Genomic DNA, 20,879 nt, shown 5'->3' on the forward strand with positions numbered 1-20,879 from the left:
GTTTGATCATCTGCCGAGGGAAGCGCGGACCCGATCGGCCTTCAACCGCGCCTCGGCGGCCTCCTCGGCGACGTCGGATCTGACCGTGATCCCGCCGCCCGTGCCGATCTGCCAGGTGTGGGTGTCGTGGGTCGTCAGGGTCCGGATGACGACGCCCAGATCGGCAGGTCCGTCGCCGGAGATCCAGCCGAAAGCACCGGCGTACGCCGCCCTCGGCCCACCCAGCTCGCGCTCGGCGCGCTCGATGACCTCCATCGTGCGCAGCTTGGGCGCACCGGTCATCGACCCGGCGGGGAAGAGCCTGCGCAGCGCCTCGATCGTGGTGATCCCTTCCCTGAGCCGGCCCCTGACGGTGGTGACGAGCTGGTGCACGCTCTCGTAGGACTCCACCTGCATCAGGCCGGGCACCTCCACCGTCCCCGGCTCGCAGACCATCGCCAGGTCGTTGCGGAGCAGGTCGGTGATCATCAGGTTCTCGCTGCGGAGCTTGGGATCGGTACGCAGCAGCTCCGCGTTGGCGGCGTCCTCCGCGGCGTTCACGCCCCTCGGGGTCGTGCCCTTGATCGGCCTCGTCTCGATCACGCGGTCGGCGTCGATCAGGGCGTACCGCTCCGGGCTCGAGCTCAGCAGCCACGATCGATGGTTGGCGATGTCGTGCTGGAGAAACCCGGCGTACGGCGCGGGGTTGATGCTCCTCAGCCGCAGGTAGGTCTCCACCGGGTCGGCCTCGGCGTGGACCGTGGTCCGGTAGGTCAGGTTGGCCTCGTAGGTGTCGCCGGCCCGGAGGGCCTCCTGGACCTGGTCGAAGGCGTCGGCGTAGGCGGCATCTCGGGGTAGTCCGGGAGCGAACTGCCTATTACTCGCCGGTAAATGGGCAGTTCGCTCCCGGACTACCCCGTCATGGTCGAACATCCGCACATGGGACGGGCGCATCCAGACGGCGTCGGGTACGTCCGCCGACGGGGTCGCCGGGAGGTCCGCGCGGCAGGCGTAGCCGAAGTAGCCGAACCACTGCTCCCCCGCGCCGATCTCCCGCTCCAGGACGTGCCAGATGTCGTCCCCGACGACCTCGGAGCGCCCGCCGGTGTGGCGCAGCACCTCGCGGCGAGCGGCGGAGTAGGTCAGCGAGACGTCGTCGTCCTCGAGCCAGCCGATCAAGGACCGCGTGCCGGACCACTCGCGCGCGCCACCACCATCGAGCCAGACGCAGCGCGGGTGCGCGGCGGCGACCTCGGCGAAGAGGTCCTCGACGCTCACCGTGGCCCCGGTCGGCCCAGGCTCTGCTGGTTCAAGAAGTTCGCGACCATCGCCGCGCCGTGCTGGGAGAGCACCGACTCCGGGTGGAACTGGACGCCCTCCAGCGGCAGATCCCTGTGCCGTACGCCCATCACGACCCCGTCCTCGGAACGGGCCGTCACCTCCAGGACGTCGGGGACCGAGACGGCCGCCAGGGAGTGGTAGCGGACCGCCTCGAGCGGCGACGGGATGCCCGCGAAGACCCCGCGACCGTCATGAGTCACCCGGGCCACCTCGCCGTGAGCGGGCTCGATCCGGTCGACGACGCCGCCGTAGGCGGTCACCAGCCCCTGCATCCCCAGGCAGACGCCGAGGACGGGCCGCCCCGCGTCCAGGAGTACGTCCCGCCCGACCGCGAAGTCCGCCGGATCGGCCGGGTGGCCGGGCCCGGGTGAGAGGACCACGTGGGTGTAGCCGGCGAGGTCGCCGAACTTCACCTCGTCGTGCTCCACGACATCCGGAAGGGCCCCGGTGACCTGCGCGACCATGTGGACGAGGCTCCACACGTAGGAGTCGTGGTGGTCGACCACGACGACTCTGGTCATTGGGCGAGCAGATCGCTGACGACGTCGTGGATGAGGTCGTAGCCGCGCTCGGTGAGGACCGACTCCGCGTGGAACTGGATGCCGGCGTAGTGCGGACCGGAGATCGCATGGATGTCACCCGTCTCCGGATCGGCGTCGACCGACACTCCTGCGGGCAGCTCCGTCGACCCCACCCGTCCGACGAACGTGTTGTAGAAGCCGACCCGCTCGCGACGCGGCCGCCCGCCGAACCCGAGACCGACGCGCGTCTGGGTGCCCTGGAAGACGATGTCCTTGTAGTGCAACCCGATCCCGAGCTGGTGGCACAGCGCCTGGTGGCCGAGGCAGACCGCCAGGAACGGCTGCTCGGTCTCGAGCAGCGATGCCACGGCGGCACGCAACTTGGCCATCTTCGGATCAGTGCCATCGCGCGGGTCGCCCGGCCCGGGCCCGACGATGACGAGATCGGCACCCGCGAAGGCGCCGTCCTCGTAGTCCTCGTGCCGCACGACCGACGAGGTCATGCCGAGCACCCGCAGGACGTGGCGCAGCATGCGTACGAAATCGTCCTCGCCATCGAGGATCACCGCGTGCTTGCCGGCGAGGTGAGCCGAGGGCTCCTCGTCGCCCTGGTCGGTGAGCCAGAACGACGACAGCCGGCGGTTGCGGGCGGCCAGGGTCAGCAGCAGGTCCTCGTCGTTGACCAGCTCGGAGACGTCCTGGGCGAGCGCGGGCGCCGCCGGCACCAGCCCGAAGGCCGACAGGATCCCGCCGGCCTTGGCGTGCGTCTCGGCGACCTCGTACGTCGGGTCGGAGTCGCGCACCAGCGTCGCGCCGGCGCTCACCTTGAGCTCACCGGAGAGCGACACGTCCGCGGTGCGGATCACGATCGGCGAATCGACCGTCGGGGCACCGGACTCGTCACGGCCGAGCAGCGCGAGGGCGGCGCCGTAGTAGCCACGGCCCTCCGGCTCGTACTTCTTGATCAGCCGGCACGCGTTCTCCACCGGCGAGCCGGTGACGGTGGCGGCGTACATCGTGTCGCGCAGGATCTCGCGCGGGTCGCGGGCCGAGCGACCCGCCAGCAGATACTCGGTGTGGATCAGCCGCGACATCGGCTTCAGGAACGGCCCGAGCACCTGGCCGCCCTGGTCGCAGATGTCGCACATCATCTTGAGCTCCTCGTCGACCACCATGAAGAGCTCGTAGACCTCCTTCTGATCCGTCAGGAAGTCGGTCAGCTGCCCCTTGAGGTCGTGGGCGATCTTCTCCGGGCTGCCCTCGAGGTCGCGCGGCAGCCGGAAGGTGCCGGAGATCGGGTTCATCCGGACGTCGCCACCGTGGACGCTGACGTGCCGCTCGGGCGAGGCGCCGATGAGGTAGCGGTCGCCGGTGAAGAAGCAGTAGGTCCAGTACGCCCCGCGCTCGCGCTCCAGAAGACGACGCAGCACGGTCAGCGCGCGGTCGTGGTTCCAGTCGTCGAGCTGGGCGCGGTAGTGGCGGCCGATCACGAAGTTGGCGCCCTCGCCCTGGCCGATCTCGTCCTCGATGACGGTCTTGACCAGGTCGGCATAGGTGTCGTCGTCCACGTCGAACCCACCGCGGTCGGTGAACTCGACGGGCACGTCCGGGAGCGCCTCGATGACCTCCGCGACGGAGAACTCCCACTCGCGCTCCACGTCGACGACCACCAGCGGGGTGCCGTCGTCGTGGGCCTCGAAGCCCCGCTCGCTCACCTGCCGGAACGGCACCGCGAGCAGCCGGTCTGCCACCTTCCCCGGTTCCGGGGTGCCCTCCTCGAGGGGTACGTCGAGCAGCGACTCGACCACGGACCGCGTGCCTGCCAGCATGCCGACCGTGTCGCGGTCACCCGCTCGCGACGAGCGCCGGATGATCGCCCACGCCTCGTGCCCCGTGATCTCCTCGATCGCGGTCTTGGCAGGCGTCTGGGTCGTCATGGGATGAGCCTAATCCGCGCGCTGACGCGTGACCCATTCGATTCGGATGGTGGGCCGTGCAACCCCGCGGTGCTCCGAATCCGTTGACAGTGCGTGAGACGTTCCCAAGACGCCGAATTCGAGGCCTTCGTACGCCGCCACCGAGCGCCGCTCGTCGGCACTGCACGGCTGCTGACCGCCGGCGACGCCCACCTGGCCGAAGATCTGGTCCAGTCGACCCTGGTCAAGGTCTATCTGGCCTGGGGGCGAGCGTCCCAGCACCCCGCTGCGTACGCTCGCCGGACCCTGGTCAACTGCCTGACCGACCACCGCAGGCGCCCGTTCTTCCGGCGGGAGCAGGGCGCGGTCACGCTCCCCGAGGCACCGGTCGAGGATCCGGCGATGGTCGATCCCGAGCTGCGCGCGGCCGTCGTGCTCCGCCATGTCCACGACCTCTCGGTCGAGGAGGTCGCCGACGCGCTCAGCTGCTCGACCGGAACCGTGAAGTCCCAGACCGCACGCGGCCTGGACAAGCTCCGGGCGCTGCTCACCCCCACCCAACTGACAGGAGACTCCCGATGAACGACGTGATCGACCGCCTCGCCCGCCTGACCCCGTCCCCGTCCGCCGCGGCGACCGAGGACGCCACCGCCGACCTGCGCCGCGGCCACCGGGCGCTCTCCCGGCGCCGTATCAAGCGCGCCGCGCTCGGCGGCGCCGCGCTGACCCTCGCGGTCGGTGGCGCCTTCAGCGGGATCGCGCTGACCTCCGGCGACGAGGTCGCACCGATCTCCCAGGCCGCCGACAACGTACGCCTGGTAGACTACGACGGCGCCCAGATGCCCGGTTACACCGTGGCGAAGGTGCCCGAGGGGTTCGTGCTGCAGGGATCCGACCAGTACGTCCTCGCCGTCGCTCGCCCCGACGACAAGTCCTCCATCAGCGACTTCCGGGACAAGATCGTGGTGACCCTCGAGTCGCCCTCGTCGCCCGCCGAGGGCGCCACCGACACCACCGTCGACGGCCAGCCCGCCACCCTCGTCACCACCCCCGACGGCGCGACGATGCTCAAGTACGCCTACCGCGACTTCACCGTCGTGATCCAGATGTGGAACACCATCCACCTCTCCGACAAGCAACTCGTCGAGTTCGCCGAGGGCGTCGAGGTCACCGCCGACGCCAAACCCTCCGTCGGCTGACCCTCCTCACGACGCCCACCCACGCGGCTAGGCTGCGCGGGTGGGCGTCAACGATCTGAGCAACGACGAGTTCGAGCGCCTCTACGGGCCCTGGGCATCGCACACCCCGGTCGACGTGGCCGCTCTCTTCGAGGGCTATCCCGGCACCTGGTGGATCGCGGGTGGGTGGGCGATCGAGGCATTCACCGGCGTACGTCGTGAACACGAGGACACCGACACCTGTGTACTCCGCAGCGAGCTCGCCGTGCTGCGCAAGCATCTGGCGGGGCGCTTCGACGTGTGGGCGGCCGGCACCGCTGCGCTGCGTCCGCTACTTCCGGACGACGATCCCGGCGGCGCCGCGGACGATCTCCTCTGGGAGACCGAGGGTCAGGTCTGGACGCGGCGGAGCGCTCAGGATCCCTGGGAGTACGACCTGCTGCTCAACCCCGGCACCGCCGATGAGTGGGTCTACCGGCGTGAGGAGTCGATCCGGATGCCGATGTCCGAGGCGGTCTGGGAGCGCGACGGGATCCGCTATCTCCAGCCCGAGATCCAGCTCCTCTACAAGGCCCTAGGGCTCCGCTCGAAGGACCAGCTCGACTTCGACAACACCGTGCCGCTGCTCGACGACCCCCGGCGTCGCTGGCTGCGGCGGGCGCTCGAGCAGACCCTTCCAGACCACCCCTGGATCGCCGCCCTTTAGGAGACGGTGGTCAGCAGCTGGGTCGCGCGGGTGAGGACGACGTAGAGCGTGGCGCGGCCGGTGGCCGACTCGCGTTCGATCTCGTCGGGGCTGACCACGACGATGCCGTCGAACTCCAGGCCCTTGGTGTCCAGGCCGGTGAGGACGACGATGCGGTCCTCGCCGGAGGGCACCGAGGTCGGGTCCGCGGCAGAGGCAGCAGCCGAAGGAGCGTCGGCCGCGAACTCCGACCAGGACGCGAGCCACGAGTTGACCTCGGAGCGGCGCGCGACCGGGACCACGATGCCGACGGTGCCGCCGACCTGCGACGCGATCTCGGCGACCGCCTCCCGGGTGGCCTTCTCCAGGTCGACCGAGTGCTCGATGACCCGCGGCTCGACGCCGGTGGAGCGGACCGCGGTCGGCAGGTCGGCGTTGAGGCCGACCCGCTCGGCGTAGGCCGCGGCGAAGTCGTAGATCTCGGCCGAGTTGCGGTAGTTCGTGGACAGGTGGAACGCGTGGACCGGCTTGCCCTCGAGCGCCTTGGCACGGGCGGCCTCGGCCTCCTCCGCCACCGGCCACGAGGACTGGGCGGGGTCGCCGACGATGGTCCACGAGGCCGTACGTCCCCGGCGACCGACCATCCGCCACTGCATCGGGGTCAGGTCCTGGGCCTCGTCGATGAGGATGTGGGCGAACGGGTCGTCGTCGATCCGGTACGTCGGCGGGCGCCAACCACGGCCCGAGGCGAACTCGCGGTCGGAGGCGGTCATCAGCTCGGCGATGTCGATGCCGCTCTGGTCGGCGTCGCGCTCGTCGGCGACCTGCTCGGGGATGTCGCCGATCGCGTAGCGGAGCTCATCGAGCAGCGGGATGTCCTCGATGGCCAGGTCGGCATCGGTCAGGCCGCGTCCGGCCCACGACTTGAGGAGCAGCTGCTGCTCGTCGTGCGTCAGGATTCCCTCGGAGACGCGGGCGAGGAACTCCGGCTCGCGGAGCCAGCCGAGCACCTCGCGCGCCTCCAGCGCCGGCCACCAGGCGGCCGCGAACTCGAGGAAGGCGGGGTTGTCGAGCATCTCGTCGTTGAAGACCTCGCGACCACGCTCGCGGCCGCGCTCGCCGCGTACCTGCCGCCAGAGGATGTCGAGAAGCATCTGAGGTACGCGACGCAGCTGCTGGTTGCGCCGGCCCTGGCTCATCAGCTGACGCCGCAGCTCACCGAGCCGCTTGCCGTCCAGGCGCAGCGAGTCGTCGCGGTAGAAGACCTTGAACTCGCGCGGGGAGCCCGGCGCCTGCTGACGTGAGGCGCGACGCAGCACCTCGGCCATCCGGACCGAGCCCTTCACGTCGGCGACGGCGGGGTCGTTGTGCCACGTCGCGCGTACGCCGTCCACGACCTCACCCAGGGAGCGCAGCGCCACCGCGGTCTCACCGAGGCTCGGCAGGACGCGTTCGATGTAGCGCATGAAGACGCCCGACGGCCCGACGATGAGCACGCCGCCGGACTCGTAGCGGCGACGCTCGGTGTAGAGCAGGTAGGCGGCCCGGTGGAGAGCCACCACGGTCTTGCCCACGCCCGGACCGCCAGAGATGGTCGTGACGCCCTTGCCCGGCGCGCGGATGGCCTTGTCCTGCTCGGCCTGGATGGTCGCCACGATGGAGTGCATCGTGCGGTCGCGGGCACGGCTGAGCTGGGCGATGAGCGCGCCCTCGCCGACGATCGGCAGGTCGGCACCGGAGCGCTCCAGCGCCTCGGCGTCGAGCAGCTCGTCCTCGACACCGATCACGCTCTGCCCCTCGGAGCGGAGCACCCGCCTCCGGATCACCGACCGCGGCTCGACCGCCGTGGCCTGGTAGAACACCGCAGCCGCCGGCGCCCGCCAGTCGATCAGCAGCGAGTCACGCTGCGCGTCGCGCAGACCGATCCGGCCGACGTAGCGCGGCTCGGCGTCGACCGACGGGTCGAGGTCGAGGCGACCGAAGACCAGCCCCTCGTGAGCGGCATCGAGCTGCGCGATGCGTCGCGCCGCCTGGAAGGCGAACGCGTCGCGCTCGACCAGACCACCTTCATGGCCCAGACGTCCACGGTCGCGGCCCTCGGCGGCCAGCTCCTGCGCAGCGCGCGCCGACTCTCCCAGCTGGAGGTAGACACGATCTACGAACCCCTGCTCCTGAGCGATCTCGCGCTCAGCCAGCTTGTCGTTCAACTGGATGTTCCCCCGTCACAAAGATCCACACCCGCCGTGCGCCCCCCATGGCGCACGGCAAGGAGATAACTCTACCCCCGACGTGGTGTTATGCGAGCACGGGTGCCACCAGTCGGCTACCGCTTGCGGGACAGGAACGCGGTCATCGCCTCGCGGGCCTCGTCGGAGCCGAAGAGGCGGGCGGAGAGGGCGGCCATCTCCTCGCCGCCGGCGTCGATGTGCTCGACCAGGCCTCGGACCATGAGGCGCTTGGTCTCGCGCAGTCCCTGGGGGGAGCCCTCGAGCAAAGAGGATGTGATGGCGGCGACCTCGTCGTCGAGCGAGGCGGCGGGGACGGCGGCGGTCAGGATGCCGATGCGGGCCGCCTCGGCGGCGTCGAACTTGTCGCCGGTGAGGAAGTAGCGGGAGGCGGCGCGGGCGTCGATCCGGGGCAGGATCGAGAGGGAGATCGCGGCGGGGGCCAGGCCGAGCCGGACCTCGGTGAGCGCGAACGAGACGGTGTCGGCGGCGATCGCGATGTCGGCGGCGGCAACGAGCCCGAGACCCCCGGCGCGCACCGGTCCCTGGACCTTCGCCACGACGGGCTTGGTCAGGGCGACGATGGTGCGCTGGAGACGTACGATCCCGCGGGTGCCCTCCTCCATCGGCACCGTCGCGGCCTCGGAGAGGTCGGCGCCGGAGCAGAAGACGGTGCCCGTGGCCTGGAGCACGACCGCCTTGACGGAGGTGTCCTTGTCGGCCGCGTGCAGCGCCTCGAACAGCTCGGTGACCAGCTGGCGGGAGAGCGCGTTGCGGTTGGCCGGCGAGTCGAGGGTGATGGTGGCGACACCCTCGGCGACGTCGAGGCGGACGAGCTCAGCGTTGGTTTCAGGCGACTCAGTCATGGGGCAGACCTTACGGTGCTTGACTGGAGGTGTGGACCGGGTCCTCGATGCGTTCTCCGCCATCCCCCGGGAGGGCTTCCTCCCTCCCGAGGAGCGCAGCTTCGCGACGTTCGACCAGCCGCTTCCGATCGGCCACGGACAGACCAACTCGCAGCCGCGGACGGTGGCCGACATGCTCCGTCTTCTCGAGGTCGCACCGGGTGACAAGGTGCTCGACGTCGGCTCCGGGTCGGGCTGGACCACCGCGCTGCTCGCCCACCTGACCGGCCCGGAGGGCAGCGTCATCGGGGTCGAGCTGGAGCCCTCGCTGGTCCGGTTCGGGCGCCGGAACCTGGCCGCGACCGACCAGCCGTGGGCCCGCATCGAGAAGGCGAAGGCCGGGGTCCTCGGGTGGCCTCGGCAGGCTGCGTACGATCGCATCCTCGTCTCCGCCGAGGCCGAGGCCCTGCCGCGCGAGCTGATGGACCAGCTCGCCTCGCCCGGGCGGATGGTGGTCCCGGTCGCCGGGCTGATGATGCTGGTGGAGCGGAACGAGACGGGCGTGGCGCGACTCAGCAGCCACGGCTGGTATCGCTTCGTGCCGCTGCGGAGGAAGCCCTAAGAGCTCGTACGCCGCTCCGGCTCGCCCTCGTCGGGATGCGGCACCGCGCGCAGCTGGCCCGGCGGCACCGGGGGCGGTGGCTTGGTCGGCGGCAGCGGCCGGCTGAACTCGTCGTGGCGACGGATCCGCCTCGCGGTCTTGCGGAGCCAGGAGGGGTCCATGACGATCTCGTGGGTGTCGCCGTCGGGACCGTCGAACGTGACCGCGACCGTCTCGAAGCCCTTGTGACGCTGCATCAGGGCGTAGCTCGCGTAGGCGCGGCGGTCGGCCTCGGTCAGCTCGACGTCGTCGGTGAAGAGAGTCAGCAGCGCGCGCGGCCACAGGTGGCGGGCGTAGACCACGTTGACCTCGATCGAGATCACCACCATCAGCGCCGCGATGTAGAGGAAGGCGACGAGACCGAGGACCAGCGCGAAGGTCTGGTTCATGCCACGGGTGGCGGCGAGCACGTGCTGGACGAACTCCGCACCGAAGTACTGCAGCACCTGCCACAGCATCGCGAACGTGAGGGCTCCCGGGAGAGCGTGGGCGAGGGCGTGGTCGCGCGTGGTGGCCATCCGGAAGACGACGCAGAGCATGCCGGTGACGATCACGATGGTGCCGAGGATCACCAGCCAGTAGCCGACGTCGACCGCCTTGAACCCGAGGAAGTCGGTGCGGCTCAGCACCAGCGACAGCGCGGTCACCGAGAGGATGGCCAGACCGCCGGCGGCGAGCATGAGCAGCGACCGCACCCTCAGCAGGATCGGGTTGGGGCGGCTGTTGCGCGGCACGGACCAGGCTGTGTTGACCGCGTTCTGCAACGAGAGGCCCAGGCCGAGCGCACCGTAGAGGGCGGTGAGACCACCGATGACGATCGCGCTGGACGAGCCGGTGAGCTCCTTGCGGCCCAGCTGGTCACCGATGATCGGGAACTGCGCCAGCGCCGTGTCGAGCACCGCCTCCTGCAGGCTCGGGTTGCCCTCCAGCACGAAGCCGAGGATCGAGGAGGCCAGCAGCAGGATCGGGAAGACGGCCACGAAGGCGTAGTAGGTGATGATCGCGGCGAGGTTGTTGCCCTGGTCGTCCCAGAACTTGTACAGGACGGCCAGCGGGAACGCGACCGGCGGAAACCGGCGCTGAGCCCGATCCATTGCCGTCGCCGCTCCAGCCATAAGGGTCAGGCTAACCCCTGTGTGACCCGATAGATTGAACGTCGGTCAGGTCAGCAGGCCAGCACACTCGAGGAGATGACCCACCAGATGTCGAACTTCGGCCCGCCGCCCGGGCCACCGCCAGGCGCACCTCAGGGCCCCACCCATGGACCGGGCGAGCAGCCCCAGGCCCCGCCGTGGGCACAGCAGTCGTACGTCCCCGCCGGCCCGCCGCTGGCGACCTGGGGTCGCCGCGCCGGCGGCGCGCTGATCGACGCGGCGCTGCTGGTGCCGTTCTATCTGGTCGCCGGTGTGGGAGGGGGGTTGTCTCAGGAGTCCGGCTTCTTCGTCACCATCTTCGGCCTGCTGGTCACCCTGGTCGGCTGGCTGGGGTTCATCGGCTTCGCCGTCTGGAATCACGTCCTCAAGCAGGGCCGCACCGGCCGCACCATCGGCAAGAGCGTCGTCGGGATCAAGCTGGTCCGCACCGAGTCACAGGCGACGACCGGCGTCCCGATGGCGCTGGGGCGGCAGTTGCTCCACGTCCTTGACGCGTTCTGCTTCATCGGCTACCTGTGGCCGCTGTGGGACGACAAGCGGCAGACCTTCGCCGACAAGATCGTCGGCACGCTGGCTGTGGTGGAGCCGCGTGTGCGCTGACTTTTACGTTGAGTTGTGGCCATACTCTGGCCCATGTCTAACTACGGCCCGCCTCCTGGCGCCCCGCAGGACCCCTCCGGCCAGCCCCTGCCGCCGACTCCGCCGCCCGCACCGGCCTACGGTCAGCCCAGCGCTCCGCCGCCTCCGCCCGCGCCGGGCTACGGCGCCGCTCCGGCCGCTCCCGGCTACGGCGCCGCCCCGGCCGGGTACGGCTATGGAGCCCCGACCCCGCCGTACGCCTCCTGGGGCGCACGCGCGGGTGCCTTCATCATCGACGGACTCGTCGGCGCGGTGGCCATGATCCCGTTCTGGATCGGCTACGGCCTGCTCATCGGCGGAGCCGCCTCCGGTGGTGTCTCGGAGTATGACCCGAACACCGGCATGTACACCCCCGCCGGCGAGCCCAACGGGGCCATGATGGCCATCGGCGGGCTGCTCATGTTCATCGGCTTCCTCGTGTCCCTTGCCTTCCTGTTCTGGAACTACGGCCTGAAGCAGGGCAAGACGGGCTACTCGATCGGCAAGGGCGTCCTCGGGATCAAGGTCGTCAAGGAGGCCGACGGCCAGGTCCTCGGCACCTGGTTCTCGATCGGGCGCTTCTTCGTCCACTACCTCGACCAGCTCGCCTGCTACATCGGCTACCTGTGGCCGTTGTGGGACGACAAGCGGCAGACCTTCGCCGACAAGATCCTCAGCACGATCGTCGTCATCGAGCCGAAGAAGTAGAGCCAGACGTACGCATCAGGGCCGGTCGCTCACGCGACCGGCCCTGTTCTCATTTTCGCCGTGATCAGTAGGACTTCGGGAGCCCCAGGGTGTGCATGGCGATGTAGTTGAGGATCATCTCCCGGCTGACCGGGGCGATCCGCCCCAGGCGGGCGGCGACGAGCTGGTTGGCCAGGCCGTACTCGACCGTCAGGCCGTTGCCGCCGTGGGTGTGGACCGCGGCATCGGTGGCGTTGCAGGCGACCTCGCCGGCGGCGTACTTGGCCATGTTGGCGTACTCCCCGGCACCGGCGTCGTCGCCGGCGTCGTAGAGCGCGGCGGCCTTCTGCCACAGCAGGCGGGCCTGCTCCAGCTCGATCTTGACCTTCGCGAGCGGGTGCGCGATGCCCTGGTGGGAGCCGATCGGGGCGTCCTTCCAGACCGACCTCGACCCCGCGTACTCGACCGCCTTGGCGAGCGCGTAACGCGCCATCCCGCAGGAGAGGGCGGCGCCCATGATCCGCTCGGGGTTGAGGCCCGCGAAGAGCTGCCAGATGCCGCCGTCCTCGTCGCCGACGAGCGCGTCGGCGGGAAGACGTACGTCGTCGATGAAGAGCGTGAACTGCTTCTCCGGCGCCTCCCAGGCCATCGGGATGACCTGCTTGGTGAAGCCCTCGGAGTCGGTCGGGACCACGAAGAGGGCGGGCTTGAGCTTGCCGGTCTTGGCGTCCTCCGTCCGCGCGACGATGAGGACCGAGTCGGCCTCGTCGACACCGGAGATGAAGGTCTTCTGACCGTTGAGCACCCAGCTGTCGCCGTCGCGCTTCGCCGTCGTCGTGATCTTGTGGGAGTTGGAGCCGGCGTCGGCCTCGGTGATCCCGAAGGCCATCAGATGCGAGCCGTCGGCGATCGCCGGCAGCCAGCGCTTCTTCTGCTCGTCGGTGCCGCAGCGGCCGATGATGCTGCCGCAGATCGCCGGGCTGACGACCATCATCAGCAGCGGAGCGCCGGCGGTCGCAGCCTCCTCGAGCACGGCGGCCAGGTCGCTCATGCCACCCCCGCCACCGCCGTACTCCTCGGCGATGTTGACGCCGAGGAACCCGTTGCGGCCCATCTCGAGCCACATCTCGGTCATCTTGCCGCCCTCGCGGGCCTGCTTGGCGACGAAGTCGTGGCCGTACTTGCCGGCCAGCTTCGCCACCGCCTCCCGCAGCGCGGTCCGCTCCTCGGGCTCGCCGAACGGATTGGGCACAGTTGCAGTGGTGGTCATGCTGTCTCCTCTACGACGGCCAGCACCTCACCGGCGGCGACCTGGGTTCCTGGTTTGACGTTGATCTGAGCGAGTACGCCGTCGGTGGGCGCGGTCACCGTGTGCTGCATCTTCATCGCCTCCAGAACCAGCAGCGGCTGGCCCTCGGTGACGTCGCTGCCGGTCTCGGCGAGCACGCTGATGACCGATCCCGGCATCGGCGCCAGCAGGCTTCCGGGCTGGGTCTGGGTCGCGGGGTCGGTGAACCTCGGACGCTTCCGCAGCGCGGTGTGGCCGAACGAGGAGTCGACGTCGATCCGGTCCCCGGCGACGGCGATCTCGTACGCCGTGCGCAGCCCGTCCCGCTCCAGCACAACCCGGCTCTGACCCGCATCGATGACCTCGAAGCCGTCGATGCGATAGCCATCGCGGGTGCCGTACCACTCCACGACGAGGCCAGCCTCGGAGTCATCCTCGAAGACCGTCCGCTGCGGCTGGCTCGTGACGTTGCGCCAGGCGACCGGGAGCCCTGGGCGGCGGGTCGCCTCGGCCAGCGCGACCGCTGCCGCGACCGCGGCACCGGGGTCTTCCGTGCGTGGAAGGAATTTTTCTTCCGCGAGAAGAGAGGTGCTGACCTCACCGGACCGGAACGCCTCCAACCCGAGGATCCCGATCAGCTGCTCCCGGTTGGTCACCAGGCCATGGATCTTGGCCGTACGCAGCACCCCGACGAGCCGCCGGATCGCCGCGTCGCGCGTGGGGGCGTGCACGATCACCTTCGCCAGCATCGCGTCGTAGAAGGTGCTGACCTCCGAACCCGACGTGTAGCCGGCATCGACGCGCGCATCCCCCGGAAACTCGAGCGTCGTCAAGGTCCCCGACTGCGGCTGATAGTCGGCTGCCGGATCCTCGGCGTAGAGCCGTACCTCCACCGCATGCCCAGTCACATCGGTGGTCGAGCTTGTCGAGACCCCCGAAACTCCCTCGGCCACCGCGATCTGCAGCTCCACCAGATCTACCCCATGAACCAGCTCGGTCACCGGGTGCTCGACCTGCAGGCGCGTGTTCATCTCCAGGAACCAGAACCGCTCCGAGGCGGCGTCGTAGAGGAACTCGACGGTCCCGGCGCCGCGGTAGTCGATCGCCGCGGCGGCGTTCCGGGCGGCCTCGTGGAGCGCCGACCGGACGGTGTCCGGGAGCAGCGGAGCCGGCGACTCCTCGACGACCTTCTGGTGGCGACGCTGCACCGAGCAGTCGCGCTCGCCGAAGACCGCCACATTGCCGGCTCCGTCGCCGACGACCTGGACCTCGACGTGGCGGCCGGCCTCGACGTACGGCTCGACGAAGACGGTCCCGTCCCCGAAGGCGGACGCGGCCTCGGCCTCGGCCTTGGCGATCTCGGCACCGAGAGCCTCGAGCGAGCGGACGATCCGCATCCCGCGGCCACCCCCGCCGGCGGAGGCCTTGACCAGCAGCGGCAGGTCGGACTCGACCGGCGAGGCCGGCGCCTCCAGCACCGGGACCCCGGCGGCGGCCATGATCTTCTTGGCCTCGATCTTGGAGCCCATCTGCTCGATCGACTCGGGCGCCGGCCCGATCCAGACCAGACCGGCCGCCTCGACGGCGCGGGCGAAGTCGGCGTTCTCCGACAGGAACCCGTAGCCCGGGTGGATCGCGTCGGCGCCGGCCACCTTGGCCGCCTCGATGACGAGGTCGGCGCGGAGGTAGGTCTCGGCCGGGGCGTTGCCCGGGAGGCGTACGGCATGATCCGCCTCCGCCACGAACGGCAGGTCCGCGTCGGCGTCGGAGTGCACCGCGACGGTCTCGATGCCGAGCTTGCGGGCGGTGCGGAAGACACGCGAGGCGATCTCGGCGCGATTGGCGACGAGGATTCGACTGATGGTCATGGCAATCACATCCTGAAGACGCCGAAGTTCATGGCGCCTTCGATCGGTCGGGTGGCGATGGCAGAGAGACAGAGGCCGAGGACGGTGCGGGTGTCGCGCGGGTCGATGACCCCGTCGTCGTAGCCGAGGCCGGAGAGGAACATCGGCAGCGACTGCTCCTCGACCATCCCCTCGACCATCTCCTTGACGCCCTTGAACCCGTCGGCGTCGAAGACCTCGCCCTTCTTCTCGGCCGACTCGCGGGCGACGATCTCCATCACGCCGGCGAGCTGGGCCGGCCCCATGACCGCGGACTTGGCAGAGGGCCACGTGAACAGGAAGCGGGGGTCGTACGCGCGGCCGTTCATGCCGTAGTTGCCCGCGCCGTAGCTCGCACCCATGATCACGGTCAGGTGCGGGACGGTGGAGTTGGAGACCGCGTTGATCATCAGGGCGCCGTGCTTGATGATGCCGCCCTGCTCGTACTCCGTGCCGACCATGTAGCCGGTCGTGTTGTGCAGGAACAGCAGCGGGGTGTCCTTCTGGTTGGCGAGCTGGATGAACTGCGCCGCCTTCTGGGCCTCCTCGCTCATCAGTACGCCGCGGGCGTTGGCGAGGATGCCGATCTCGTAGCCGTGCAGCCGCGCCCAGCCGACGCAGAGGCTCGGTCCGTAGAGGGGCTTGAACTCGTCGAACGCGACCTCGTTGTCAGGACCGGTCCCGTCGACGATCCGCAGGATCGCCTCGCGCGGGTCGAAGGGCTCCTTGAGGTCGGTCGGGATCAGGTCGAGCAGGCCGTCGGGGTCGAGCTCGGGCTCGTAGCTCGCCTTCGGCTGCGGACCGCGTTTGCGCCAGTTGAGCCGGGCCACGACGCGTCGCGCCTGCCGGATGGCGTCGTGCTCGTCGACGGCGAGGAAGTCGGAGGAGCCGGAGATGCGCGAGTGCATCTCGGCGCCGCCCAGCGACTCGTCGTCGGTGTCCTCGCCGGTGGCCATCTTGACCAGCGGCGGGCCGGCCAGGAAGACCTTCGCGCCCTCCTTGACCATGATCACGTAGTCGCTCATGCCGGGGACGTACGCACCACCGGCCGTGGAGTTGCCGAAGACCACCGAGATGGTCGGCTGCTTGCGGGCGGAGGCTCGCGTCAGGTCGCGGAACCCCTTGCCGCCGGGGATGAAGATGTCCTTCTGGGTCGGCAGGTCGGCACCGCCGGACTCGGTCAGGTTGATCGTCGGGAGACCGTTCTTCTCCGCGATCTCCGCGGCCCGGAAGGAGCGCTTGAGGGAGTAGGGGTTGAGCGCCCCGCCCTTCACCGTCGGGTCGTTGGCGACGATCATGCACTCGACGCCCTCGACCACACCGATACCGGTGATGATCGAGCCACCGACCGGGAAGTCGCTGCCCCAGCCGATCAGCGGCTGGGTCTCCAGGAACGGGCTGCCCTCGTCCAGCAGCAGCTCGATCCGCTCGCGGGCGAGCAGCTTGCCGCGCGCCTTGTGGCGGGCGACGTACTTCTCGCCGCCTCCTGCCGCCGCCTTCGCGTGCTCGGCGTCGAGGGCCTCGATCTTCTCGAGGAGGGCTTCTCTGTTGCTCATCGATCCAGTCCCAACAGCTTGGCGGCCAGGTCCGTCATCACTTCGGTGGCTCCTCCTCCGATCGGCAGGATCCGGGCGTCGCGGTAGTGCCGCTCGACCTCGGTCCCGTGCATGTATCCCGTCCCGCCGTGGAGCTGGACGGCCTGGTCGACGACCCAGGTGCAGGCCTCGACCGCTGTCTGCTTGGCCAGCGCCGCCTCGGCGATCGTGGCCTGGGTGGACCCTTCGCGGTCGTAGCGCGCGACCACGGCGTGGGTGTAGGCCTTGGCCACCTCGACCTGCCGGTGCATCTCGACCAGCTTGTGACGTACGACCTGACGCTTGATCAGGGGCTCACCGAAGGTCTCGCGCCGGCGGCAGAAGTCGGCGGTGAGCGCCAGGCAGCGGGCGGCAGTGCCGTAGCCCTGCACGGCCAGCGCGATCCGCTCGGTCACGAACGCCTCGGCGATGTAGATGAACCCGGCGTTCTCGTCACCGACGAGGTTGGCGGCGGGGACGCGTACGTCCTCGAAGGCGAGCTCCGCGGTGTCGGAGCAGTGCCAGCCCATCTTGGCCAGCTTGCGAGTGACCGTGAAGCCGGGGGTGTCCTTGTCGATCACGAGCAGGCTGATGCCGCCGGCGCCCTTCCCGCCCGTGCGGACGGCGGTGGTGACGAAGTCGGCACGTACGCCGCTGGTGATGAACGTCTTGGCGCCGTTGACCACGAACTCGTCGCCGTCGCGTACCGCGGTGGTGCGCAGATGGGAGACGTCGGAGCCACCGTCGGGCTCGGTGATGGCGAGGCTGCCGATCTTCTCACCGGCCAGCGTGGGCTTGACGTAGGTGTCGATGAGGTGGGGCGAGCCGTGCTTGGCGATGTGCGGCAGCGCGATCCCGTGGGTGAACAGGCCCGCGAGCAGGCCGGACGAGGCGCCCTCGGACATCATCCCCTCGGTCACCGCGACGGTGTCGGCCAGTCCGCCGCCCTCGCCGCCGGCCTCCTCCGGGAATCCGATCCCGAGCAGGCCCTGCTTGGCGGCAGCCTTGTGGACCTCCCGCGGGATCTCCTGGTTGTCCTCCCAGACCTGCAGGTCGGGGAAGACCTCGCGGCGCGCGAACTCGGCGCCCAGCTCGAAAAGGTCGTTGCTCACTGAAGTCCTTCCCGGACGAAGTCGGTCGGCATGTCGACAAATCGGCTCCGCGCCCATTCGCCCAGACCCTTCGCCTGCGGGTCGAACCGCGTCGAGGCGGCAACGCCCTCCCCGAGCAGGTCGTGGATGACGATGTTCACGCCGCGCAGGTGCGGCAGCGGGGTGATGTCGATGGCGAGCTCTTCGGCCTCGGGGATCAGCTTCCGCACCCACTCCGGGTTCACGGTGTCCAGCAGCCACTCGACGGCAGCGTCCGGCTTCCCTTGCGGAACCCAGAGCCCGAGGTTGGCATCGCCACCCTTGTCGCCGGATCGCGCATAGACCAGCTCCCCCAGCGCCCGCCGAGACGTCGCCCCGGTCGGCCGAGGCGTCGCTCCCGTCGGCCGAGTGGTCACCTCGGCCGACGCGCGTGACGTCTCGGCCGACGTACGTGACGCCTCGGCGTAGGCCAAGGGGGCCGGGACCTCGTAGGTCGAACCGTCGGGAAGGTGGACGGTCTCCGGGGCGCGGTCGCGCCGGACGTACGCAGCCTTGTAGATCCCGAACGGAGACGGCCGTCCCGGGGGCACGGTGACGTGGAAGCCCGGGTAGGAGGCGAGCGCCAGCTCGATGGCCGGAGCCGTGAGGGCACGTCCGACGGCGTCGGCGTCCGCGGCCCGCGCGTTGAGCCGCAGGATGCAGGCGGCTCCCTCCTCGGTCGGAGAGTCGGGGGCCGGGACGCGGTAGGTCGACCAGGTGTAGTCGGGCCCGATCGGCAGCTCGGCGTCGAGCTGGTCACGCAGCCAGGCGGCCTTGGCGTCGATGTCGGGTCCGGTCAGCACGAACTCGGCCGAGTTGCGGTAGCCCCCGAGCGAGTTGACCGCGACCTTGAGGGTCGCCGGCGGCGGGGTGCCGGTCACGCCCGTGATCGCGACCCGGTCGATCCCGACCTCCTCCAGACGGATCGAGGTCAGGTCGGTCGTCACGTCGGGACCGAGGTAGAGCGGACCCTGGATCTCGTAGAGCAGCTGGGCGGTGACCGTGTCGACCGTGACCGTACCGCCGGTCTCGTCCTGCTTGGTGATGATCGAGGAGCCGTCGACCGCGATCTCGGCGACCGGGAAGCCCAACGGACGCGCCCGAGCCTGCGGCGACATGGTCAGGAACCCGGAGAAGTTGCCGCCGGTGGCCTGGGTGCCGCACTCGATCACGTGCCCGGCGACCACGGCGCCGGCGAGCTCGTCGTAGGAGTCGCGCTTCCAACTGTGGTGGGCGATCGCCGGCCCGACGACGACGCTCGCATCGGTGACCCGACCGGTGACGACGATGTCGGCGCCGGCGTCGAGCGCATGCGCGATCCCGAAGGCACCGAGATAGGCGTTGGCGGTCAGCGCGTCGGGGTGGGAGTCGAGCCGGCCCCGGAGGTCGTCGCCGTCGACGTAGGCCACCTTGGCAGAAGTCCCCAGCGCCTCGATGGCGGCAGCCAGACCGGCGGGGTTGAGACCGCCGGCGTTGGAGACGATCTTGACCTCACGCTGCAGGGCGAGGTCGATGCTGTCCGCGACCTGCCGCAGGAAGGTCTTGGCATAGCCCGTCGATGGGTCCTTGAGGGTGTCCTTACCCAGGATGAGCATGGTGAGCTCGGCGAGGTAGTCGCCGGTGAGCACGTCGAGCCGACCGCCCTCGAGCATGTCGCGCATCGCCGAGAACCGGTCACCGTAGAAGCCGGAAAAGTTGCCGATCGTGATCATCGCGCGTCCCCTTCCGGCGCCCGTCCGGAGCCGGCAGGGCCGGCGAACGCCTGGGCGATGCTCAGCCACTTCTCGGCGTCGTCCCCGGTCGCCTCCAGCGCCGTGTCGTCGCGGTGGATGCGCTGGGTGACGAGACGTGCGAAGTCGTACGCCGGGCCTCGGACGCTCTGCGCCGCATCCTCGGGACCCCACTCCCAGACCTCACCGGACGGAGCGGTCAGCTCGATCCGGAACGGGGAGCTCGGCGGGGTCAGGCCGTGGACGCCGTAGGAGAAGTCACGGGTACGGGTGCCGAGGTGGCAGACGTGCTTGATGCGGTCGCTGGGCTCGTAGGTGAGGCCGAGCGCCTCACGCACGTCCAGCCCGTGGGCCCAGGTCTCCATGAACCGCGCGGTCGCCATCGAGGCCGGCGACATCGGCGGCCCGAACCAGGGCAGCTTCTGCCCGTTCGGGACGTTCGCGAGCGCCCCGGCGAGCTCGCCACGTACGCCGTCCCAGTGCTCCAACAGGTCCGTCGCCGGCATCGTCGCCAGTGCCAGCGCAGCCTCGTCGACGTACCCCTCGGGATCCTTGAGCGCCTCGGTGACAAGCTCGTCCCACGCGGTCGCGTCACCCGCGACCCACTCGGTCGCAGCGAGCGCGGCCTCGTCGGTCCAGGCCAGGTGAGCGATCTGGGCGGCGACGTCCCAGCCCGCGGCCGGCGTCGGTTCGCGCCAGCCCGCCTCGCTCAGCCCCGCCACCACCTGGCGCAGCTCGAACCCCTCCATGGAGAGGTCCTCGAGAAGTTCATCCAGCAGGCTCATCGCAGCTCTCTTTCCAGGACCTCGGCCCAGTGATCGAGGATCCGCTCGCGTCGGGCGGCGTCGTCGGTAATCGTGTCAGCCAGACCCAGGCCGCGGACCAGATCGAGCGTGGCCTGCACGAGCTCGCGCACGCCGGGTTTCCTCTCGTCCACGTCGAGCAGCTCGACGGTGGCCCGGTGGAGCTCGCGACCGATGCGCTGCTCGAGCGGACCCACCGCGGCAGCCAGCTGCTCGTCGGTGCGGGCCGCCACCCACAGCTCCAGGGCCGCGGCGAAGACCGGAGAGGTGACCTGCTCAGCGAGCATGGCGAGCACCTGCCGCGTACGCTGCCCGCCCTCCGGAAGCGCCCGGGCAGCCTCTTTGAGTGCCTCACCTCGGGCCTCGGTGATGTGCTCGACCGCCGCCACGACCAGGTCGTTCTTGGCCGGGAAGTGGTGCAGCTGCGCCCCGCGGGAGACCCCGGCGCGCTGGGAGACGAGCGTGGTCGAGGTGCCGGCGAAGCCACGTTCGACCAGCAGCTCGACGGTCGCGTCGAGGAGACGCGCCCTCATCGCGCGGGTGCGCTGCTCCTGAGGGATGCGGGTGGCCTGGCTCACAGACAGGCACTCTGCCGCGTCAGAAACAAACAGTCAACCCTGACTTTATTTTTTCTGAGACGACGGCCCGACAGGCGGAA

General features: G+C 70.0%; 19 protein-coding genes. 6 read left to right on the top strand and 13 right to left on the bottom strand.

Features of this window, described 5'->3' with window-relative positions:
* Positions 1 to 6: 6 nt before the first annotated feature.
* The 3 genes from ABT304_RS24730 to ABT304_RS24740 are packed head-to-tail and all read right to left on the bottom strand — an operon-like array spanning position 7 to position 3,778.
* Positions 7 to 1,257 (bottom strand): anthranilate synthase component I family protein, encoded by a 1,251-nt coding sequence (locus ABT304_RS24730; RefSeq protein WP_350719266.1) that lies wholly within the window; start codon positions 1,255 to 1,257, stop codon positions 7 to 9.
* Positions 1,254 to 1,841, bottom strand: coding sequence for an anthranilate synthase component II (locus ABT304_RS24735; RefSeq protein WP_350719268.1), 588 nt, complete (start codon positions 1,839 to 1,841; stop codon positions 1,254 to 1,256). The genes ABT304_RS24730 and ABT304_RS24735 overlap by 4 nt, the downstream gene beginning before the upstream one ends.
* On the bottom strand, positions 1,838 to 3,778 hold the full coding sequence (locus ABT304_RS24740) for an anthranilate synthase family protein (RefSeq protein WP_350719270.1): 1,941 nt from the start codon (positions 3,776 to 3,778) through the stop codon (positions 1,838 to 1,840). The genes ABT304_RS24735 and ABT304_RS24740 overlap by 4 nt, the downstream gene beginning before the upstream one ends.
* A 93-nt stretch (positions 3,779 to 3,871) precedes the next feature.
* Between ABT304_RS24740 and ABT304_RS24745 the strand changes: the two genes are divergently transcribed.
* Genes ABT304_RS24745 through ABT304_RS24755 form a run of 3 tightly spaced genes read left to right on the top strand, consistent with a single transcriptional unit; the run spans position 3,872 to position 5,641 of the window.
* Positions 3,872 to 4,339: a sigma factor-like helix-turn-helix DNA-binding protein gene (locus ABT304_RS24745; protein ID WP_350719272.1), complete on the top strand. Its 468-nt coding sequence runs from the start codon at positions 3,872 to 3,874 to the stop codon at positions 4,337 to 4,339.
* The gene (locus ABT304_RS24750) at positions 4,336 to 4,956 is read left to right on the top strand and encodes a hypothetical protein (RefSeq protein WP_350719274.1); all 621 of its coding nucleotides are present in this window, start codon (positions 4,336 to 4,338) and stop codon (positions 4,954 to 4,956) included. The genes ABT304_RS24745 and ABT304_RS24750 overlap by 4 nt, the downstream gene beginning before the upstream one ends.
* Before the next feature lie 40 nt (positions 4,957 to 4,996).
* Complete coding sequence (locus ABT304_RS24755) at positions 4,997 to 5,641, top strand: hypothetical protein (protein WP_350719276.1); 645 nt, start codon at positions 4,997 to 4,999, stop codon at positions 5,639 to 5,641.
* Here the strand turns inward: ABT304_RS24755 and ABT304_RS24760 are convergent.
* On the bottom strand, positions 5,638 to 7,827 hold the full coding sequence (locus tag ABT304_RS24760) for a HelD family protein (RefSeq protein WP_350719278.1): 2,190 nt from the start codon (positions 7,825 to 7,827) through the stop codon (positions 5,638 to 5,640). The two genes, ABT304_RS24755 and ABT304_RS24760, sit on opposite strands and share 4 nt — an antisense overlap.
* A 116-nt stretch (positions 7,828 to 7,943) precedes the next feature.
* Positions 7,944 to 8,711 (bottom strand): enoyl-CoA hydratase family protein, encoded by a 768-nt coding sequence (locus tag ABT304_RS24765; protein ID WP_350719280.1) that lies wholly within the window; start codon positions 8,709 to 8,711, stop codon positions 7,944 to 7,946.
* A 31-nt stretch (positions 8,712 to 8,742) separates the two neighbouring features.
* Here ABT304_RS24765 and ABT304_RS24770 point away from each other — a divergent pair, with 31 nt between their 5' ends.
* Complete coding sequence (locus ABT304_RS24770) at positions 8,743 to 9,312, top strand: protein-L-isoaspartate O-methyltransferase family protein (RefSeq protein WP_350719282.1); 570 nt, start codon at positions 8,743 to 8,745, stop codon at positions 9,310 to 9,312.
* On the opposite strand, the gene ABT304_RS24775 is transcribed toward ABT304_RS24770, so the two are convergent.
* The gene (locus ABT304_RS24775; RefSeq protein ID WP_350719284.1) at positions 9,309 to 10,445 is read right to left on the bottom strand and encodes a YihY/virulence factor BrkB family protein; all 1,137 of its coding nucleotides are present in this window, start codon (positions 10,443 to 10,445) and stop codon (positions 9,309 to 9,311) included. The genes ABT304_RS24770 and ABT304_RS24775 overlap by 4 nt on opposite strands.
* A gap of 96 nt (positions 10,446 to 10,541) precedes the next feature.
* Between ABT304_RS24775 and ABT304_RS24780 the strand changes: the two genes are divergently transcribed.
* Positions 10,542 to 11,105, top strand: a complete 564-nt coding sequence (locus ABT304_RS24780; RefSeq protein ID WP_350719286.1) for an RDD family protein — start codon at positions 10,542 to 10,544, stop codon at positions 11,103 to 11,105.
* A gap of 33 nt (positions 11,106 to 11,138) precedes the next feature.
* Positions 11,139 to 11,831 (top strand): RDD family protein, encoded by a 693-nt coding sequence (locus tag ABT304_RS24785; RefSeq protein WP_350719287.1) that lies wholly within the window; start codon positions 11,139 to 11,141, stop codon positions 11,829 to 11,831.
* 64 nt (positions 11,832 to 11,895) lie between these two features.
* Here the strand turns inward: ABT304_RS24785 and ABT304_RS24790 are convergent, their stop codons facing one another.
* Genes ABT304_RS24790 through ABT304_RS24820 form a run of 7 tightly spaced genes read right to left on the bottom strand, consistent with a single transcriptional unit; the run spans position 11,896 to position 20,799 of the window.
* Positions 11,896 to 13,080, bottom strand: coding sequence for an acyl-CoA dehydrogenase family protein (locus tag ABT304_RS24790; protein WP_350719289.1), 1,185 nt, complete (start codon positions 13,078 to 13,080; stop codon positions 11,896 to 11,898).
* Complete coding sequence (locus ABT304_RS24795; RefSeq protein WP_350719290.1) at positions 13,077 to 14,966, bottom strand: acetyl/propionyl/methylcrotonyl-CoA carboxylase subunit alpha; 1,890 nt, start codon at positions 14,964 to 14,966, stop codon at positions 13,077 to 13,079. The genes ABT304_RS24790 and ABT304_RS24795 overlap by 4 nt, the downstream gene beginning before the upstream one ends.
* Before the next feature lie 5 nt (positions 14,967 to 14,971).
* Positions 14,972 to 16,540 carry an acyl-CoA carboxylase subunit beta gene (locus tag ABT304_RS24800; protein ID WP_350719292.1) on the bottom strand — a complete coding sequence of 523 codons (1,569 nt, stop codon included), beginning with the start codon at positions 16,538 to 16,540 and terminating at the stop codon, positions 14,972 to 14,974.
* A complete protein-coding gene (locus tag ABT304_RS24805) occupies positions 16,537 to 17,670 on the bottom strand; it encodes an acyl-CoA dehydrogenase family protein (RefSeq protein WP_350719293.1) in 1,134 nt (377 codons plus the stop codon). The genes ABT304_RS24800 and ABT304_RS24805 overlap by 4 nt, the downstream gene beginning before the upstream one ends.
* Positions 17,667 to 19,400 carry an acyclic terpene utilization AtuA family protein gene (locus ABT304_RS24810; protein ID WP_350719294.1) on the bottom strand — a complete coding sequence of 578 codons (1,734 nt, stop codon included), beginning with the start codon at positions 19,398 to 19,400 and terminating at the stop codon, positions 17,667 to 17,669. The genes ABT304_RS24805 and ABT304_RS24810 overlap by 4 nt, the downstream gene beginning before the upstream one ends.
* Positions 19,397 to 20,203, bottom strand: coding sequence for a TIGR03084 family metal-binding protein (locus ABT304_RS24815; protein ID WP_350719296.1), 807 nt, complete (start codon positions 20,201 to 20,203; stop codon positions 19,397 to 19,399). The genes ABT304_RS24810 and ABT304_RS24815 overlap by 4 nt, the downstream gene beginning before the upstream one ends.
* Positions 20,200 to 20,799, bottom strand: a complete 600-nt coding sequence (locus tag ABT304_RS24820) for a TetR/AcrR family transcriptional regulator (RefSeq protein ID WP_350719298.1) — start codon at positions 20,797 to 20,799, stop codon at positions 20,200 to 20,202. Before ABT304_RS24820 ends, ABT304_RS24815 begins: the two co-directional genes overlap by 4 nt.
* Positions 20,800 to 20,879: the final 80 nt, after the last annotated feature.

The sequence above is a fragment of the Nocardioides sp. NPDC000445 genome, assembly GCF_040300245.1.
Lineage (GTDB): Bacteria > Actinomycetota > Actinomycetes > Propionibacteriales > Nocardioidaceae > Nocardioides.